Here is an 18,504-nt window from a genome sequence, read left to right on the forward strand (position 1 = left end):
AATTAAGTTAGCCCTAAATTTTAAGCTGAAAAACTATTCCATAACTAAGCTAAATTGGTCTTGTCTGTCTAGTGTAAATAATGGATAAGTTTTAATGTTAGATATAGCTTTTCCTATTGCAAAAATGTCCTCGTCCTCTGCCATAACTTTTAAATTACCTAGTGTTTTTGTTGCGAATTTGTCGTTGCCATCGATATCGACTCCTACTTTCATAGTGAGTTTTAGTGCGCTTGCTACCTTTGTAGATACAACTGCCATATTGATTGCCCCCCCTCATTTTGTTTTTCACTGAATATATATGTCCTTCAAAAGTTTTTGGCGGTTAATTTAAAAATAAAAACAAAGACAAAAAAGGTATAGCTAATATAGCTACACCTTTGATTACTCTAAACAATTTATTTCCATCCCAGTAATTTCTTCTCCAATTGATCAAAATCATATTCCCTTTGATCGTAGTCATTGAATTTATCAACTTTACCTTTAGCAATCTTATAATCTTTTTTTATTGCATCTATAAGCCATCCAACCACATTATCAATTTTAGCTGCACCTAACGAACATTTATATTTTTCTTTGATTATATGTATATCTCCATTGGCACTAGCCAATATACTTTGTGCTTCATCATCTGTTATTGATTCACGTATAATCTCTTTTACAAGTTTAATAGCGTCAATGTTTTCTTGTGGCTTTTGCTTAGGCTCTGCGAGTGTTGCTGCTATTTCATTGCTAGCTTTATTATTTTGCTTTTGTTTTATGTAAAATTTAAGTGAAGTTACTTTTCTTCCAGTTTTTATTTCTTCATATCTAAAATTAATATCTGTTTTTTCTGTAAGTTCATTCTGTGCCTTGATTAATATTCTATTCTTAAAATTATTATAAATATTATATGCTTTCTCTTTAGAACCTACCATGTTTTTAAGTTCTTCAATTTCAATTTCGATACATTTTCTATATGCATTACTTTTTAAAATTTCATACAGCCTTATTGAATACTTACTCTTTAAACTCAAAACATTACCAAGCTTATAACTTGTATAAAATTCTTTTAATCCTAGCATATAAGGCTTTAATTTAGGACTAAATTCAAGCTCAACCACTCCAGTTCCTTTCTCATATTCTGCACTTGATAACCATGCTAATTGAGTTACTTTATTCCCTTTTTTTATTTCAAATACCTTTTGCATTAATTCTTTTGTTATCTTAGGTATTTCAGTATATTTTGCTTTATTATCAATACCTAAAAGTTTCATAAAATCTTTTATCTTAAATACATAAGGCTTAAAATTATCATCTTGTGGTTGGACCATTGAAGCTAAGGTTAAAATGATTTTTTGTTCCTGCAAACTTAAATTATAATTGCAATTAATTAAATTATTACTTTTAGTTACTATATAATTCTTATCCACGCAATCACCCCCTGGTACATATTAGCATATAAATATTTCTACTACAATTCACAAGTGGTGTAGTATTTTGGTATGGTAATGTAGTATTAGATTTACTTTCAGGTATGAACATGTAGTAGTTAGGTATGGAAATGTAGCATTAGATTTATTTTTAAGTATGAAAATGTAGTAGTTAGGTATGATAATGTAGTATTAGAATTTTGTATCCCTTGATATGACGTGCGTAGATGGGTGTCCTAAACACTTAAAACAAAAAGATTGTTAAACATATAAAACAACAACAAGGAGCATACCCATAAATAAGTTATATTTGTTGTTGTTATTTAGAATATATAGAAAAATAAGAATACCAATCAGGTACCCTTATTTTTCGTATTTTCCTATAACGGTGGATATAACTATAGTTAAATCTGCGATAGATTTATTGAGATCCTCAATTTTCTTCTCAAATCTAACAAGTAGAAAGATACTCACACCTATAGGGAAGCCAACTGTATTAACCAGTTTAATAAATACATCATACATAATGCATTCCTCCCTCACCGCTATAGATAATATATATGCCTGTTCTAATTGTTTTCTATAGATTTCTTAAATATATTTTCTAAGCTTCTTTAACGCTTTATTTTTAACCCTCGCATAATGATAATAACTATGCGGACCATCGCAAGCTATTTCACGAAGACTATCATCAAAAATATAGAATCTCTCCACAATGTCTCTCTCAGATGGTTCTAATTTTTCTAATGCATCATATAGCCTTTTAACTTCCTCGTACACTATCACTTCATCATCTAAGGTGAAATTATACTCCGCAGCTACATTTGGGCTTACAGGCTCTGCATTTGGCACTTCTCTATAGTGTTTTATCTTTCCTTTTAAAAGAGCTTTAAAATTAGTTCTGATGCTATTTATACAGTAACCATTAAAAGTATTGCTACCTAGTTTATAAAGATTAACTGCCTTTATAACTGAAAGATATCCCTGCTGCACCAAATCCTCAAATTCATAGGAAGGTATGTGGTAACTTGCAGCTAACTTAATTATCAAAAACTTATATTGTTCAATAATGTCCATCAAAGATTTTCTATCCCCATTTTTTGCTTTTTCAACCAAAATTTCCAGTATAAACACCACCCTTTTCATTTCTTATATCTATTATACATATTTTTCTATAATTGTTAAATAATTTTTTTATTTTTTTTAATTATTTTAAAATTAATGTTTTAAAAATAACAATATATAAATAATAAGTTTTAAATAATATAGACAATTAATGTCTTTACATTAATTGTCTATATAGTTGTCTATAGTCAGCGTGTTTCTAATCTTACACAAAGGGCTTGTGTCAGATAACGAATGGCTTCGAATCTAGTGTTGTAATAAAATGTAATTTACCATTTCCACCTAATCTGACATATTGACTATTCTTTAATTATTGTGTAATGTTAAAATTGGTAATTCTATATTGTGACATGATACCCTACAAAATCACCTTGAAAACACGACATATACGACTATATTTAACAAAATTAGTGATAATTTACTTAATTATTAAATCTTTAACAGCAATTCAAAAGGAAAGTCCACCTCTTATATCAATAGGAGTTACACACTATAACTAATATAAAATTTTGGTGGGAGTATAAAATCTCCTTCTGAAGTTGTTAACGCAGCTCCGCAGGAGATGATTTAACGGATAGTAACGAAAGGATGATGTAAATGAAAACCGTAGAACCTATAAGAGAAATAAGGACCATAAGAATTATGAGATCATATTTAAGAGATCAGAGCCTTCGTAATGAGCTGTTATTTATTCTTGGAATAAATGTTGGGCTTCGAATAAGTGATATTTTAAAATTAACATTTGATGATGTTATGAACTTTAGAAGCATGAGTGCCAAAGAATATGTAATAATCACAGAAAAGAAAACCTCAAAGAGAAAAAAGTTTTATATAGGACCCATAGTAATTAAACTAATTGAAGGTTATGCGGCTACTTTGGGAGAAGTATTACCAAATACATATGTATTTTGCAGTAAAAAATCAAAAAACAAACCAATATCTCGTCAACATGCTTGGTATATATTAAATAATGCTGCTGAAATGATAGGTCTTGTTGAAAGGGACCATGATGGCAAGATAATATCCGGAGAAATCGGGACCCATTCGATGCGGAAAACCTTTGGTTACCACGCTTATACCAGTGGCACCACCATAGAGCTGTTGATGGAGATATTCAATCATTCATCCAAATTACAAACTCTAAAATACATAGGTATAACAGAGGATCAGAAAAAGGAAGTTTATTTGAGTAGTAATTTGGGGTAGGTAGGTCGGTTGCATTGATGCAAAACGCATTTTGATTAATTGATTGCCATGGCTTATAAAATTTAATATCTATAAGCCATCGCTATTAATAATAACTGAGATAATAGTTTAGGTTTAATATAAAAATATCGGGAGGGTACGCAAGTGGATGTATTATTTTCACTGATACAAAAACTAACTAAAACGTGCGTCATGACAATTATAAATGTGATGAATATCAGCTATGTACTTTTCAAATCAATTGTAACAATCATTTAACGACATATAATTGTTTTTGCCGTTAAAAATCTTCATTATTAAGATATTGATAAAACCGATATAGCTTATCCATGAGCGTATCATACAATTTTCTATATTCAGTAAAACAACTCAAATTAAATGCATTTACTATTTTTTGCTTATCTGAATCAACTTTTTCTTGTGGTAATAGATGTGCGAAGCAAACCCTTAAATCATTCAAATAGTACAGTGGCGAAACAATGTCTTTGGAAAATTCGATGTCATCAGTATGTGCCGTGATAATCCCCTCCAGCAATTTTCGAGTTTTCAAACCTATATAATTTGAAGGAAGGGGATTAACACACTTAACATATAATTTTCGCAATTCATTACAAGCAATACCTTCATTTAGTAAACCATCAAATGCGACAATATTTTCTTTCAATTCACTTTCAGAATAGTTTACTGGTTTTTTGATGCTTTGAGCTAATATTTCGACCTCAGCTTCTAAATGAAATAATGAAATTTTATATTTAGTTTTAATATTTGAAAAGAATGAATTTCGTAATGTTAATATTCTCTCTTCAATTATTGGCTTACTAAAAAAGCAATTAAGTTGAGCCTGATAAAGTTCTGTATTAACTATGATGTGGTCAGATTCAATATTATATGATTTTAACCATAATATAGCTCTATCATCAGCATCGATTTGGTCCAAATCTCCCAAGAACATAATGACTTTATTATTTAAATTGATGCCAAAAGCAATTTTCCATTCCCACTGCCAACCATAGGTCCCTATTTTAGCTATATCGCCATACGATTCTGAAAATATATTGAGTTCATAATCATTATCAAGAAGAAAATTATTTAATACTTTTCTATCAAAATATACAGGGCACGAAAATCCGTGATCAGGATGATCCATATCGCATTCACTATGCAATCCAGGAATATTCAAATCACGGCAGTCATAATTAAAATCGGCTTTCTCTGCATATTTGAAGCGTTTATTATTGAGTGAAGTGATCCTGCACCCCAAAGCACCATTTTCTTGCATTTTGAAATATGTCGTATAAATTTCTTGAGGAACAAGGTTTCCGAGTTTTTCGGTGCCACATTTTTGACACACTAAAACAGGGCAATCAACAATGAATATTTCATGTTCATCAATTATAACCGTTGCGTTTGAGAGTTTCATTTCTCTAAGTCCGTCACAAGAACACTTGTCATATGTGTATGTGATATTAAAATGATCTTCAAAATATTTAATAGTCTCAAATTCCAGTAGCATTAATTTCACCTCAATAATATATTTTTATAAATGTAGCATTTAATAATAATGAATAATTTTTCCATTTGTTATACTTTCTAGTATAGACATAACTTGTCCAATTATTATCCTATTGGGTATAAAATAATTAGATATCCTTAAATAATTCAAGAAGCATTATTGCTACAGTTTTTATATAATGTATTTCATTAGCTTTTGGCTTTAGTAACATCATTCCTATAGGTCTTTGTCTGTCAATATGGGATGACGCTTTATCACCCCACATTTTAATATAATCATACATTGAAATAGAATTATATCCATTCACATTTAATGTTTCAAACAAAATATTGCGTTTTTCTTTGCTTAAATCACTTTTTAATATCATCATTTGTTCATTTTCATCATTATTATCTAAGTCCATACTTTCGTAACATTCATCAAGTAAAGATCGCTTAAGTTTAGGTTTAATAGCTAATCTTACTTGTTCAAAAAATTCTTTGCTAAATGCTTTCGGTAACTTAGTACTATCACGTTTAAAATAGATAAGTTCTTTCTTAAGCCATGTATCTAATTCTATATATTCCTTATTAAAATCAAAAAGTGGGAACATTTCGTGAAAATATAACTTATCTTTACTATTTGTATCTGTATAATTATTCGTATAATCAGGTAATAATGGATTTTCCATAACCTTATATATTAATGAATTGTCATTATCGCAGAGAAGTAATCTTACTTGTGTAAATAGTACTCTTTGAAATTCGGGATACTCATCCATATGTTTTAAAGAAAACTCTATAATTTTAATAATTTCCTTTAACTCTTTCTTTATTCCTTCATCATTTAATAAAAAATAATTTATAAAATTTAACTGTAAGTCATTTAATATAGTGTCGTTACTCATACTAATATCCTCCATCTCATATCTAGTATATTTGCTTGTACACTCATCAATTAAGTGTTAATTTTCCTATTCCTAATTATAGACATTATGTTCACTACGTCTCATGAAAACTATACCATAAAACGCTAATTTTACAAATTTTTATAACTCCAAGTCAATTTTCTATTTAAATTCAAATAATAAAAGAGTATACTGTAAACAATACCTAGTAAACACAAGTAAACATGCTAGCATAACTATATTTACGCAAAAATAATTGTAAACATTATTTATACAAAGGAGGCCATATAATGGCAGATAATAATAACAATAATCCCTTTTCAGTAAGAATGGAAGCAGATGACAAAGCGAAGCTTATGGAACTCATTCAAGGAAGCGGTAAGAGTAGTAAAGAGTTTATAGGAATCCTCATGGGTGCTTACGAATTAAACAAGTTAAAAATGGAAATACCTGAGGTTGCAGAGGACATTAATCACCTCGAAGCATTAAGTAATCAGATTAATACTATATATGTGAACATGGCGAAACGAATACAAACTATAGATGAATCAAAGGCACTGCAGTTTAATAAAGATATGGAAATCTATAAGAGTAAAATAGAAAGTTTAAATGTTGAAAATAAAACATTAAAAACAGATAAAGAAAATATGGAAACCACACTTCAGGGATCTTTTAATATAAGTGATGAGCTTAAGAAGCAGGTAAAACAATTAAGTGAAATCACAGAAAGTAATAAGGCCTTGATTTTAGAATATAAAGAGAAAAATGATACACTTGCAGGCCTTGTTACGGAATATAAAGGATTTAAAACGGAAAATGAAACAGTTAAAACATTACTTGCAGATAGTCAGGCAAGAAAAATAGATCTTGAGAATAAAATAATAGCTAAAGACATCGACGTTGATACCCTAAAAACAAAACTGGAAGCTGCAGCTATGGAAGCTCAAAAAGAAGTAAAGAGATTGGCAGAGTTAAAAGCGTTTGAAAAGGAAAAAGCACTACTACAGCAAGAGAAGTTATTTAATAAGAAGATGCAGGAGCTTCAGGAGCAGTCTAATAAGAAGATATTAGAATACCAAAAACAGGCAGAAGAATATATAAGAGAGATGCAGAGACAAACCCAAAAGCAAAATAAAAAAACAGAACTTAAAAAATAAAATTTAGTGTTGGTAATTTAAATAAGACCAAATGAAGTATAGGGCTTGCTTTTCGGCCTATATGAAATGCGGTAGTATAAAATATGATTAACCTTTTATAAGGGCTTAAATGTTCTTATTACTAAGAATAAAAGGAGTATAAGATAATTACAATTATCTTATATGCCTTTTGATTTTAATGCTTATAAAGTTTAAACAATCCTATGCCCAAACAAAACCCAATTGTATTTAAAATAATATCAGCAACACCAAAATATGTTATATATTGGAGTCTTTCAACATTTGTAATGTATATTACAAATATTACAACAAGAAAAATATCAGAGGATCATGAACAAATAACAAATAACTTGTTTTGCTATTATTTTCACCGATACAAAAACTAGTTAAAACGTGCACCATGACAATTATAAGTGTGATGAATTATAGTTAAAAAATATCTATATCCACCGTGTCATTATTTGTCATTTTCAACCAATACAAAATAAAAAACACTTGCTGCCTAATTAATCTTGTATTGTTTCTAAACGTCCATTCACAAAATATAAGTATTTTGAATTATAATATACCCACTGCTCATCGGTTCCGTTAGCTGTTGTTGTCTTATTTTTATCTTTTGGTGATCCCCAATTAGAGTTCAGCACTTCATTTTCAGTCATTCCGATAGTCGGTGGTTGGTTATGTGCGTCAATAACTGCTTGTTTTTCTTTTGCAACTCTAGCAGCTTCATCTTGTTCTTTTTTTGCAACTCTAGCAGCTTCATTTTGTTCTGCTACTATTGCTTGTTGTTCTTTGTGTTCTATTGCTTGCTCAATATATGCTGTAGAGTGTAATAATTTAGAGTGCATTAATTTTGCTTCTTTCATATGAAAAGAATGCGGATATTTTTTAATATAATTAGAAAGATAAATTTCTTGAAACAAAGGATTCCATTCAGTAACAACCTTAGCTTTTACATCATTAAAAGCTAGTTTAGGCTCCGAAAAAAACGTAGCATACATAGTAATTACAACGAATAAAACAAATAATGAAATAGTTATTATCCATATTTTTTTATTTGATATTTTACTTTTAGTAGTTAATTGTGTGTCCTCTACTTTTATAATTTGTTTCTTTTGTCTTTTTTGTATTGTGTATTCACATATTTTAGTTCTTATAGATTTAATATTTCCGAATATATAAATTAATGGAATAATATAAAAAATAACGATAATAAGAAATGGTACTAGATATTTATAATTCCCTCTAAAATCATATCCTTTAGCATTAAAAAAAATGCTTATAACAAAAGCATATAAAATAAATAATACTGTCCCTATTATTGGTAAAGTAATAATTTTTCTCAAAATGAATCCCCCTAAATTTTCTGTAATATTAATTAATAAATATAAATATAAATAACAATTTTAACTACCTCTCATTAACATATTATACACAAATACCGCAAAAAATTCCATGCAGAACATAGAACATCAGTGTAAAACATTAATATATCTAGGATTTAATCACTTAATGATAAAAATCTTAACGGTTACTATCCCTACTTTGAATATATTCTAACCCAATTTTAATATAATGCAAAGATCCCGCAGTAAAAGGCTAGTCCTCATCATATTTTCTCCTTCATGCTTCATACGAAAATCTGATGAGTCACAAGCTCTTTAACTGCTCTTAATTTTCGTGCTTTCCTAAAGTATCGCAAAAGGAATCTTTGGACAATCTTACTAACTGTCCAAAAGTAACCTATTTTACTAAAGTCCTACCCATTTATCATTCTATTTAGAACTAGTGGCCGCAGTAAGTAAACTAGTCCAAAGCAAACAAAATTAACCCCCTTCCCCCAGGGGTAACAAGCCCCACTGCATAGCAGCGGGGCTTGCTTTTCTTTATCATTTTTTAAAAAAATTAATATGGTTACATATACTCTAGTGTTAGTTATGATTTAAAGAAAGATATGATTTAGTTTATACTAATAATTATATGATTACTTTAATTCTATAGATAGTACATTCATTGTACTTAGCATACTGATTTTTTATAGTCCAACCTTTTTTACTCCCTTGGGAAATAAAAAAGGTTTAACAACTATCTTAAATATAGAGGTTTCATACATCAGCTAACGGTTTTCTCATAAAAAGCTTTAATAAGTTATTAGCTAATGCTGAAATTTTAAAATCGCTATTTTAATGAAAACGCGAGCTTTATTATGTAGTATTCAAAGGGTTTTACCACAAGTGGTGGTTGCTAGGGTAGCGCTCTGGGGTCCTCAAGGAAATGACAAGCAACCAAAGTGAACTAGCCGTCCTTGGCTGTTCCACTTTAGTAAGCTAGTCCTTTTCTTTCGGGGCGGGTGGACAAGCTTCCAGCTCAATAAAATGGACAAGCCGTCCTTGGCTAGTCCATTTCCTTGGCCACAAGCTGGTCCACCCGCCTTGTACCAAACAAAATGCGCGAATTCTAGTTAAATTTAACTCAGCCTTAATTCGATCATTCTATATAAATAATCAAAAAAAACTAAAACTACGTACGCACACATAGTTTATTCATGTCTTTAAATCTAAATACGCGCACCGCCGATGGACAAGCCCAGGGCTGGTCCACCTTGAACAAGTTGTGATGAACCTACAACTTGCACAAGGTGGCTGAGTATTTCAAATATACATGCGTAGTATTGTTTACATCTGATACGCATGTAATTTAGCTATGGTAGCACTTCGAATAATAAATTTTGCTAATGGTAGCCCTAATATATATTTTTTATTACTGTTTTAGTTAGCATTACCAATACTACAACTGCAGCTCCGCAGGAGATGATTTAACTAACTTGTTTTGAGCAAAAAACTAAGAGCTTTATCATTTAGTGATTAAACCCTAGATATATCAATGCTTTACACGGATGTTATATTTTTTTTCTAAAAAGTTCATTTATATCATGCATATCTCCAGCTTGAACATAATAATTTTCTGCATCCATTCTAGTTTTGCCATTTAATATTGCGCCTCTAGGTATAATTAATTTGTTATTAATAATTTCTACTAATTCTATGTGCTTAATATATCCAGGTGAATCGTAAGTCCATTTTTCTTTTAAAATTATCTTTTCGAGTTCAACTCTATCTGATTCTTCAGAATACAAAAGTTTTTTTAATCTCATTAATCTATCACCATCTGGACTAATTCTGACCAAAATAAAGTAGTCATATACAGCATTATCAGAATTTTTATTTGGTAAGTATTCTCCTCTATCATTCCAGTCTTTGGTCTCTAAAAGAAGAAGCTGTCCAAAGTTTTTAGTTGATTTTACGGCCACCTTATATTCTTTTATAATGAAATCACAAGTATCCCATACTCCAAGGTCATACTTATCTAAATCAGGTTTAGGAATATCCACTCCATGAGATTTAAATATTTCATAAATAGAAAATTCAGCAAGCTTTCCCTGAAAAGTATTTATAAATATTTCTCCGTTTTTTCTTTTATGGCTCCCCCCAGTTCTGTGGTCTCTATGTTCTCCCACTCTTCCAAAACTCATGTCGTATGCAAAATCAAAAGACTCCTTTAAAGAAACTGGATTAAAACTACTAATTGCACTAAACACCTTTTTACTATTTATTATGTATGTATTTGATTCTTGAGTAAGTTTATTCATATCGCACTCTCCCTTTAATATTATAATACCATAAATTACTATAATAAAAATGCAGCATATCGCCGCATTTTTATTGCTTTATATGCTATAATTAATTTTTCAAAGAACATATGTTTTATATTAGAAAGGAGAATTCACAAATGATAATTACAAAAAAGTATGCGGTTGGAAGTCTATTTGCAGGAATAGGAGGTATTTGTTTAGGTTTTAAACAGGCTGAATACGACAATACAGGATTCAAGCTTACCTGGGCAAATGAAATAGATGAACATGCTGCTGAAACCTATAGAACAAATTTTAATCACGAGCTTATAGTTGGAGATATAGAAAAAATTATAGACCCAACTATATTGGATCGTGAAAAAGAAGAATTTATACAAGACTTAGAAAAACAAGAAGATGAGAAAAAAAAGTTAGATTTAAGAAAATTAATAGAAAAGTGTGAAAAACAAAAACCAGAGTATGAAAAGAAAAAAAACGAGATTTTAAAGCATAGAATAGATCTTTTAATGGGAGGATTTCCATGTCAAAGTTTCAGTTTAGCTGGTGCTAGGAGAGGCTTTGCCGATCATCGTGGAAATTTATTTTGGAGTGTTATTAATTTAGTTAATCTTTTAGAACGTATTCATGGTAAACCTAGAGTCCTATTTTTAGAAAATGTAAGCAATTTAAAAAGCCATGATTGTGGTGAAACTTACAGCGTAATCAAAGGTGAACTTGAAAATGCAGGATATATAATTAAAGAAACAATTTTAAATACTATGAATTTTTCAGATCTTCCTCAAAATAGAGCAAGGATATATATAGTCGGATTTTTGAATCAGGAAGATGCAGATGCATTTACAATGTTTGACAATATAGATAATTATTTTAAGTCGAAAACGCCAATTGAGCGAATGGAAGATATAAAAAAGGTGTTAGATCTTAGTTTAACAAAAGATAACGCTCCAGAATACTATTATACTAAATCTAAGTATCCTGGATATTTTATAACCGAAGAAGAATATTTAAATATGCCTAAAGAAGAACGAAAAGCAGAAAGGATTAATCTTGATGAACAGATAACTGAGGAATATCAATTTTATCAAGTTAGAAGAGGGATGTATGTAAGAAAGAATAAGAGTAATGTATGTCCAACCCTTACTGCAAACATGGGAACTGGTGGACACAATGTACCTCTAATTAAAGTAGCTGATGGTATTCGTAAATTAACACCTACTGAGACTTTTAAAATCCAAGGATTTCCTATAGGAAATGGATATACTCTTCCTGAAAAATATGGTACAAGAAAATATCCAAATGGATCATTGTATAAACAGGCTGGAAATGCAGTTTCTGTGCCGGTGATTAAATTGATTGCTGAAGAGATTTTGAAGGCTCTTAAGTAAAAAAAAAGCCACATCCTGGATATTAACTCCATAGTGTGGCCTTTTTTACATGTTATTAATAATGTCTAATTATAATATCTGTAAGTGAAGTCCATGTAACTTCACCTTGATCTTATCATGCCAAGATCTAAGTGCTTTTAAATTTACATTTTGTTGCAATTGTTTCGCATAAAGATCCCCTTAAAATTTAATTTATATAAAAAAGACGCTTTTACCATCTTCTACATATCTAAAAAACTGTGGTGGATAAAAGTCTTTAATATAATCTCTTGGATCTACTGGAACATCAAATTTTTTATAATCGATAATTTCCAAAGCATACACCGTATCTTTACCTTTAAAATATTCCATAAGACTTTCTTCGGTTGTACCTGAACCCCCACTGCACCTAGACCATACTTCCTCTGGAGTTCCAGAAATAACTTGTCCTATTTTAAAAACACCTACAATCTTTTTTACTGGAACTGTCGCATAAATGTATGCATTTTTTACATCTTCATTTTTATATATAGATCTTCTAAATTCATATTTCTTAATTCCAACCTCTATCTTTTCAATGTTTTTAGGGTATATTGTCAAAATAATATCCATAGTGCCTCCATATAAATGATTAAATTTTAAGTGTATATAGTATTTCTAGCGCTCATTAAAAAATGAACTCTTAGCCATTTTGTATTCATAGTCAGAAATTGTATTGTTTTCTACTAAGTCTCTTATATTAACTTGTTCTGAATTAAAATTTAAAGCAAAATTTAATGTCATATTGTGATCCACCCAGTATTTTGCTCGTAGCCTTAGTTCCATTCTTTTTTTAGCCTTATAAATTTTAACTCCACCATAATTGGAATCTATAAAATTATCAATGAATAAGCTGGATGAAGAAGCATGACTAGGTCTAATATTTTGTAGTTCATCTACATCTACTTCCATACCACATAATTTAAAGCTTGTCCCTGCTCTCAGTATAAAAATATAGTAGATTTTTTCCACAGACTGCTCAACTTTTACTTTTTCTAATTTATACTGGATTATTTTTTTCCATCCATCAACTATTTCATCATATCTCTCTACCTGGAACAGTTGATCCAAAGAAATACCAGTATCTTTAAAATTTTGTGCCAAAGATGTTTCTCCAGAATCACTATCGGTTACATTACCCAATGCATCTATTTTGCAAGAAAGCATTTTAACATCTGCACCAAATACACCAGGTTTAACTACATCAACTCCGTAATTGCCAGCACCAACAGGGTTAGCACCTATCGCTTGTACCACCCATTGTTCTATATGTTCTTTTGGTACCTGAATAGGAAGGTGTTCTTGGCCAAGAATGCGCTCTGGCTGAGAAAATACAGCCTTTTTAATAAAATATTCAAGAACTTTAATAGCCGTATCATCAAATATCTCTTTTAATTCCAATAAACTTAAGGGCCTTAAAACCATTTTTACCAACTCCTTCTATATATTTTAACTTATAATACCATAAAATGCTTTTTTGAACAAGCTACTTCTTGCAAAAGTTTAAATTATAAATAAGCGCCTTCTGTGTAAAACATAAATTTCATATAATCTATTAATGTGTAAGTTCGGGTACGGCCGACCATATTTAAGTACCAAAGCCGACCGTTTATGGTACTTAAACAAAAAAATAAAACAAGAGCATTTATTTACGCTCTTGTTGAATAATATAAGAAAATTGTATTTTTCTTGGAGTACAAAATATCATTTTTGTGTATGCTACCCCTAACGGAATAGAAATCAGATATATTGAACATTGAATATACCGTTAAAAAAAATACCCAATTATGGCTCATTAATTCTTTATAAGCCATAATGGGGTATGGAAACGATTCTTGTAAAAAACCATATCAGGAGTAAAAAACTGTAAATTATATCGTTTTTTCATTGAAAATACTTAGATACATTAGTTTTAATTAAGTATTTTAATCACCTTGAATACTTATGTAGATAGTTTTAAGTCGGATAAACCTATAAATCTTATTTATTAAGTCTCATTTTTTATACAAACTGTCTATATAAAGTATATTATATAGACAGTTTCAGATATATAGATAGTCCAAATGTAAATATTTTACTCGTACTATAGTTTTTTACAAGAATCGGTGCCATACCCCTTCTTTTTTTTAATTGATCATTTGTTAGTTTATATAAAATAAGCCTTGTTTTTAGCGTCTTTTCCTTACCTACATAGACATCCTTAATTTCATAACGGTCACCCTCGCCCATCTGTTTCATAATAGAACTATGATGGATATTAAAAGAATTAAATTACCTTCTGAGGCTAAAGAAGGAGATGTACTAATTATCAATAGTAATATAACTCTTCAATACATTTTTAAATCTTAGTTGATATTCTACATATATTTCTTTATTATCATCGTCAGCTTCATCAATCCATATAGGAAAACATTCATTTACTAGGTATATTACATAATTTTTTATTGTTTTGTGTACTTCTAAGATTTCATCTAAGTGTTCTAACATATCACCTTTCATATCAAATTCCCATTTATTACATAAATTTTGCAGTTTTTCATTAATCATCTTTATGCCATCCAAATTTTATTTCTACTTTGATCCTAATTCATAACCTTCAATATGCTAATATACATTTTTGACGATTAACGTAAACCAGCATAATTGAATAATTGTTTCATTTTTTATAATTTACCAATACAATCCCAATTCCTCACACTTAGCATCAGCCTCAATGAAACAATTATGCATATCCGCTTCCATATGCATTTCGCTTAATATATCATAGACTGTATTTTCTAAATCCTCAATTTCTCTATATTTAACCTGTAATATGTACTCACATGATTCGGGGTCTGGCTTCTTCATGCTGTAATACCTTAAATCATTTTCAATCCTTTCCCTAGTTTTTTTCTTGCCTCTCACAAATTTATTATTGTTCTCAATGCTGAGCCATAAATCAATTTTAGCTACTTTTTCAGTGTCCTCTTCCTTCTTAGCGGATAATTTCTCTTCATGCTCTTTTATTAGATTATAAAATGTATTTCTTTTTAAATTCAAAATCTCCATTGCAGCAGTTCCGGTTATTTCTCTATGCTTATACTGAATATAAATTTCTTCCCACCCTTTAGGAAAATCTATTTTCTTTCTTCCCTTATACTTGCCTTCTGCCTTTGCTCTCTCAATACCCTCTCTTTGCCTCTCTAATACACAATCACTTTCAAAGGACATTACTGCGCCTAAAATTGTGCAAAGTAATGTCTGGTCAATTATAGCCGTGTTTATATCCTCTTTAATACTAACTAAATGAACTTTTTTATTATAAAAACACTCTATAACCTCCTGCAACTCTTTTGTATTTTTTGCTATCCTGTTAAAACTTTCGATATAAACTATATCTCCTTCGCGTGTAGATTCAATTAAAGCTTTTAGCCCTTCATAATTCGGAGATTTTTCTTTTTGGTTATCTTCGTATATTTTTTTAACTTTTAAATTTTTTAATAACTTAGTTTGCGTAGTTGTATTTTTTTCTAATGCTAATGCTCTTATATATCCAACTTTCATATCATAAGATCCTTCCTAAAAATATATTAATAAACAAGTATTTGTTTAAACCACTCTAAATAAACATTACATAATATATTTATATCATAAGTATTGTTTAGGTCAATATCTAAATAAACTAAATTGCAAAATTAAAAGACACATAATAAAGAAATCTTATTATGTGTCTTAATACTTATAGCCGTTTTATGTTCCATTACTATCTATATCCCGTTTCTATTTAATCAAAATCAGAAACAAATTTTTCCTTACAATTACTGCACTCTACAATACATTTTCTTTTATGATTATTTATTAGATACTCTTTATTTATCTTTTCAATTTCTACTGTAACTAAAAGTATTTCGCCACAGTAAGGACATTTTGATAATGGTTCTATATATTTCATATTTTCTATATCATTTAAAAATTGTTTATTACCTTTATCTTTCATATTTACATCGTCGCCCCCTATGGTTAGATAAAAACACTACCGCACTCCACTTAGGCCCAAGATCATGGCCTAACTTCCATTTGGTGTGATTTTAATCACTGCTATATTACTTTCTAAAATCACTTAACTCCAAAATTTTACCCTCTCCACAATCCCCTTGCTCCATATTATCCACTCTATACACCAAATCCCCTATGATAAGTATCATCTCATGCTTACTATATTCCTTATCATCAAACTCCTTTACTTCACCATAAACCTTTATGTACAGTTTCCTCGCATACTTCATCTGCTTATCTGTAGCTGTTTCCACTTTCTGCTTTTTAATTTGCTCTATAATTTTAGCCTTTTCTTTCTCTATCTTTTTATAAAATCTCTCTTCAAACACCCTTTTAATATCATTTAAGAGCTCTTCATCTACATCAAATCTTTCATCAGTCATTCTTTTAAGATACCAAAGCTTACCTTCTTCTTCTTCAAATTTATCATTAAACCAGTACTTAAATAGAGAAGAAAAAGTATTATTCTCAGAAATATCATTTAAAAAGTTAGTTATACTACCACTGACACTAAGTTTCCATTTCCGTTCTAAGTTTACATATAACATAATAATACCCCCAATCTATACCCATCTGAGAGAAAGAATAAAAGAGAAGCAGGTTTTACCCATAATTTTATCTGAACGTTTCATGATACCCAACTATTTTGAAAATCTTCCTTTATTTTCCTATAACATCTCTTAACTGTTGCTATTCCTATGTTTAACTTTTTAGCAATCTCATTTTGACTTAACCCTTTATCTTTTAATTCTTTTACTGCTATTGTCTTATTTAAATTCTCTAACTCTCTTTTAGAGAGTCCATTTTCATCCCTTCTCTTCCCTTTTCTTTTAACTTTATTGTATTCATTATTTCTTCTCTTAACTTCTTTCGTATTAATAATAGTCTTAAGGAGCTTCATCTCTTCTTCAATAATATTTAAGAGGCGTATAAGCGTTGTATTTTTATAGTTGTACCCCTTATATTTATATCCCGTTCTATTTTTCTTTTTATCTGTGTTCTCCTGAGCCTCAATTTTTAATTGCTGCTCATCTTCTTTTGAGATATCCCTGAAATCATTCTCCTGCCATGCATCGTATGCCTTTTCTGCCTGTCTAGTTTGGCTTTTAACTTCACTTTCAGGCAATGGGCATATAAATCCCTTATTAAACTCTAAAGTGTCCTCTAATGCTTTATTAAGGTCACTTGTAAAGCAACAGGCCCAGTATCTATACAAAAAACACATGAACTCTCTTTGACTTTTTTCTACTAGTTCACCATTTTCATCTCTACAATATCCTTTTCTAAATTCCTGAATTTTCACTAAATCTGTAAGCCTTGCATGATGAAGACTATAAAGATTAAATAATTTCACAACCTTTGATTTTCTTCCACGTTTTTTTATACTTGGATTTTTAACATAGTCAGTTAGCTCCGGAAGATAATTCTCCTGGATATCTCGAAGCGTATATCTTTCCTCGTTAAAAACTAATATTTCACTTGCTTGCCCATTCTTTTGATTAATAGTGCCCGTTAGCCTCGATACTCTGGCTGCATCTATTGATTTCGCATCAGCACCTATTTCCTTTAGTTTTTCTAAGAAAAATTTTTGTACTGCATTCCAAAGAGGAAGCGCCATATATGGTACTGGCTCTATAATCCAATAAATAACTATTCCTTGACCTGAGATAACTATAAAACTAGGTGGTGGAACAGATTGTTTAAAATAATCTGTTTCAAGTAGCCATATGATCTGTTCTGCACTTAACCCTTTGTATTGTTCTAATGTATAATAATCCAAATCTATAAATAGTGAATTTAATTTTCTTATATTTTCTATACGCCTCATAGGTTTATAAAAACTATTAGGACTTAAATATATATTTGCATCCTTTACGTCTATAACTTTACCTATATTTTCTTTAAGCTCGTCCACTTTGTAGTGATGCTGTATCCAGGTGCTACCCTTTTTCAGAGCTATAGTTATGTATCCATCATCATTTTCATGTAAAAGATTTATTTGCATTTGAGCTTGTGATACCTCTGAACTATTAACCACAGCATCTATTGGTACTATAGTTAAGTTTCTTATAATCTCACTTAAGTCATCAATGTGTATTTTCTCGGCCAACATAAAAA

18 protein-coding genes are annotated in these 18,504 nt (G+C 29.9%); 3 read left to right on the top strand and 15 right to left on the bottom strand.

Annotated features, from left to right (window positions below; all coding sequences use genetic code 11):
* Nucleotides 1-33: 33 nt before the first annotated feature.
* The 4 genes from KTC94_RS17510 to KTC94_RS17525 form a co-directional block, all read right to left on the bottom strand.
* Nucleotides 34-258 (bottom strand): DUF1659 domain-containing protein, encoded by a 225-nt coding sequence (locus tag KTC94_RS17510; protein WP_216304432.1) that lies wholly within the window; start codon nt 256-258, stop codon nt 34-36.
* A gap of 137 nt (nt 259-395) precedes the next feature.
* Entirely contained in the window at nt 396-1,409 is a 1,014-nt protein-coding gene (locus tag KTC94_RS17515; protein ID WP_220320463.1) for a replication initiation protein, read from the bottom strand.
* 363 nt (nt 1,410-1,772) lie between these two features.
* Nucleotides 1,773-1,934, bottom strand: coding sequence for a YvrJ family protein (locus KTC94_RS17520; protein ID WP_220320464.1), 162 nt, complete (start codon nt 1,932-1,934; stop codon nt 1,773-1,775).
* Between the two features lie 66 nt (nt 1,935-2,000).
* Nucleotides 2,001-2,486 carry a sigma-70 family RNA polymerase sigma factor gene (locus KTC94_RS17525; RefSeq protein WP_258876458.1) on the bottom strand — a complete coding sequence of 162 codons (486 nt, stop codon included), beginning with the start codon at nt 2,484-2,486 and terminating at the stop codon, nt 2,001-2,003.
* Nucleotides 2,487-3,131: 645 nt separating this feature from the next.
* Between KTC94_RS17525 and KTC94_RS17530 the strand changes: the two genes are divergently transcribed.
* Nucleotides 3,132-3,740, top strand: coding sequence for a site-specific integrase (locus KTC94_RS17530; RefSeq protein WP_220320465.1), 609 nt, complete (start codon nt 3,132-3,134; stop codon nt 3,738-3,740).
* A gap of 280 nt (nt 3,741-4,020) precedes the next feature.
* Here the strand turns inward: KTC94_RS17530 and KTC94_RS17535 are convergent, their stop codons facing one another.
* Nucleotides 4,021-5,253, bottom strand: coding sequence for a hypothetical protein (locus KTC94_RS17535; protein WP_220320466.1), 1,233 nt, complete (start codon nt 5,251-5,253; stop codon nt 4,021-4,023).
* Between the two features lie 127 nt (nt 5,254-5,380).
* On the bottom strand, nt 5,381-6,139 hold the full coding sequence (locus KTC94_RS17540) for a hypothetical protein (protein ID WP_220320467.1): 759 nt from the start codon (nt 6,137-6,139) through the stop codon (nt 5,381-5,383).
* A gap of 290 nt (nt 6,140-6,429) precedes the next feature.
* Between KTC94_RS17540 and KTC94_RS17545 the strand changes: the two genes are divergently transcribed.
* On the top strand, nt 6,430-7,296 hold the full coding sequence (locus KTC94_RS17545; protein ID WP_220320468.1) for a hypothetical protein: 867 nt from the start codon (nt 6,430-6,432) through the stop codon (nt 7,294-7,296).
* A 506-nt stretch (nt 7,297-7,802) separates the two neighbouring features.
* On the opposite strand, the gene KTC94_RS17550 is transcribed toward KTC94_RS17545, so the two are convergent.
* Entirely contained in the window at nt 7,803-8,642 is an 840-nt protein-coding gene (locus KTC94_RS17550) for a hypothetical protein (protein WP_220320469.1), read from the bottom strand.
* A 1,553-nt stretch (nt 8,643-10,195) separates the two neighbouring features.
* Nucleotides 10,196-10,945: a hypothetical protein gene (locus tag KTC94_RS17555; protein ID WP_220320470.1), complete on the bottom strand. Its 750-nt coding sequence runs from the start codon at nt 10,943-10,945 to the stop codon at nt 10,196-10,198.
* 140 nt (nt 10,946-11,085) lie between these two features.
* Here KTC94_RS17555 and dcm point away from each other — a divergent pair, with 140 nt between their 5' ends.
* A complete protein-coding gene (dcm, locus tag KTC94_RS17560) occupies nt 11,086-12,333 on the top strand; it encodes a DNA (cytosine-5-)-methyltransferase (protein WP_220320471.1) in 1,248 nt (415 codons plus the stop codon).
* Between the two features lie 192 nt (nt 12,334-12,525).
* On the opposite strand, the gene KTC94_RS17565 is transcribed toward dcm, so the two are convergent.
* The 7 genes from KTC94_RS17565 to KTC94_RS17595 all read right to left on the bottom strand — a co-directional run bounded on the left by KTC94_RS17565 (nt 12,526) and on the right by KTC94_RS17595 (nt 18,499).
* A complete protein-coding gene (locus tag KTC94_RS17565; protein ID WP_220320472.1) occupies nt 12,526-12,924 on the bottom strand; it encodes a hypothetical protein in 399 nt (132 codons plus the stop codon).
* A 45-nt stretch (nt 12,925-12,969) separates the two neighbouring features.
* Entirely contained in the window at nt 12,970-13,776 is an 807-nt protein-coding gene (locus tag KTC94_RS17570) for a hypothetical protein (RefSeq protein ID WP_220320473.1), read from the bottom strand.
* 876 nt (nt 13,777-14,652) lie between these two features.
* Nucleotides 14,653-14,898, bottom strand: coding sequence for a hypothetical protein (locus KTC94_RS17575; protein WP_304518736.1), 246 nt, complete (start codon nt 14,896-14,898; stop codon nt 14,653-14,655).
* Between the two features lie 123 nt (nt 14,899-15,021).
* Nucleotides 15,022-15,894 carry a recombinase family protein gene (locus tag KTC94_RS17580; protein ID WP_220320475.1) on the bottom strand — a complete coding sequence of 291 codons (873 nt, stop codon included), beginning with the start codon at nt 15,892-15,894 and terminating at the stop codon, nt 15,022-15,024.
* A 220-nt stretch (nt 15,895-16,114) separates the two neighbouring features.
* Nucleotides 16,115-16,327 (bottom strand): hypothetical protein, encoded by a 213-nt coding sequence (locus KTC94_RS17585; RefSeq protein WP_220320476.1) that lies wholly within the window; start codon nt 16,325-16,327, stop codon nt 16,115-16,117.
* Between the two features lie 106 nt (nt 16,328-16,433).
* Nucleotides 16,434-16,934 (bottom strand): hypothetical protein, encoded by a 501-nt coding sequence (locus KTC94_RS17590; protein ID WP_220320477.1) that lies wholly within the window; start codon nt 16,932-16,934, stop codon nt 16,434-16,436.
* An 80-nt stretch (nt 16,935-17,014) separates the two neighbouring features.
* Nucleotides 17,015-18,499, bottom strand: a complete 1,485-nt coding sequence (locus KTC94_RS17595) for a Trp family transcriptional regulator (protein ID WP_220320478.1) — start codon at nt 18,497-18,499, stop codon at nt 17,015-17,017.
* Nucleotides 18,500-18,504 lie beyond the last annotated feature (5 nt).

This window comes from Clostridium sp. CM028, from assembly GCF_030585565.1.
In the GTDB taxonomy this organism is placed as follows: Bacteria; Bacillota; Clostridia; order Clostridiales; family Clostridiaceae; genus Clostridium_AD; species Clostridium_AD estertheticum_B.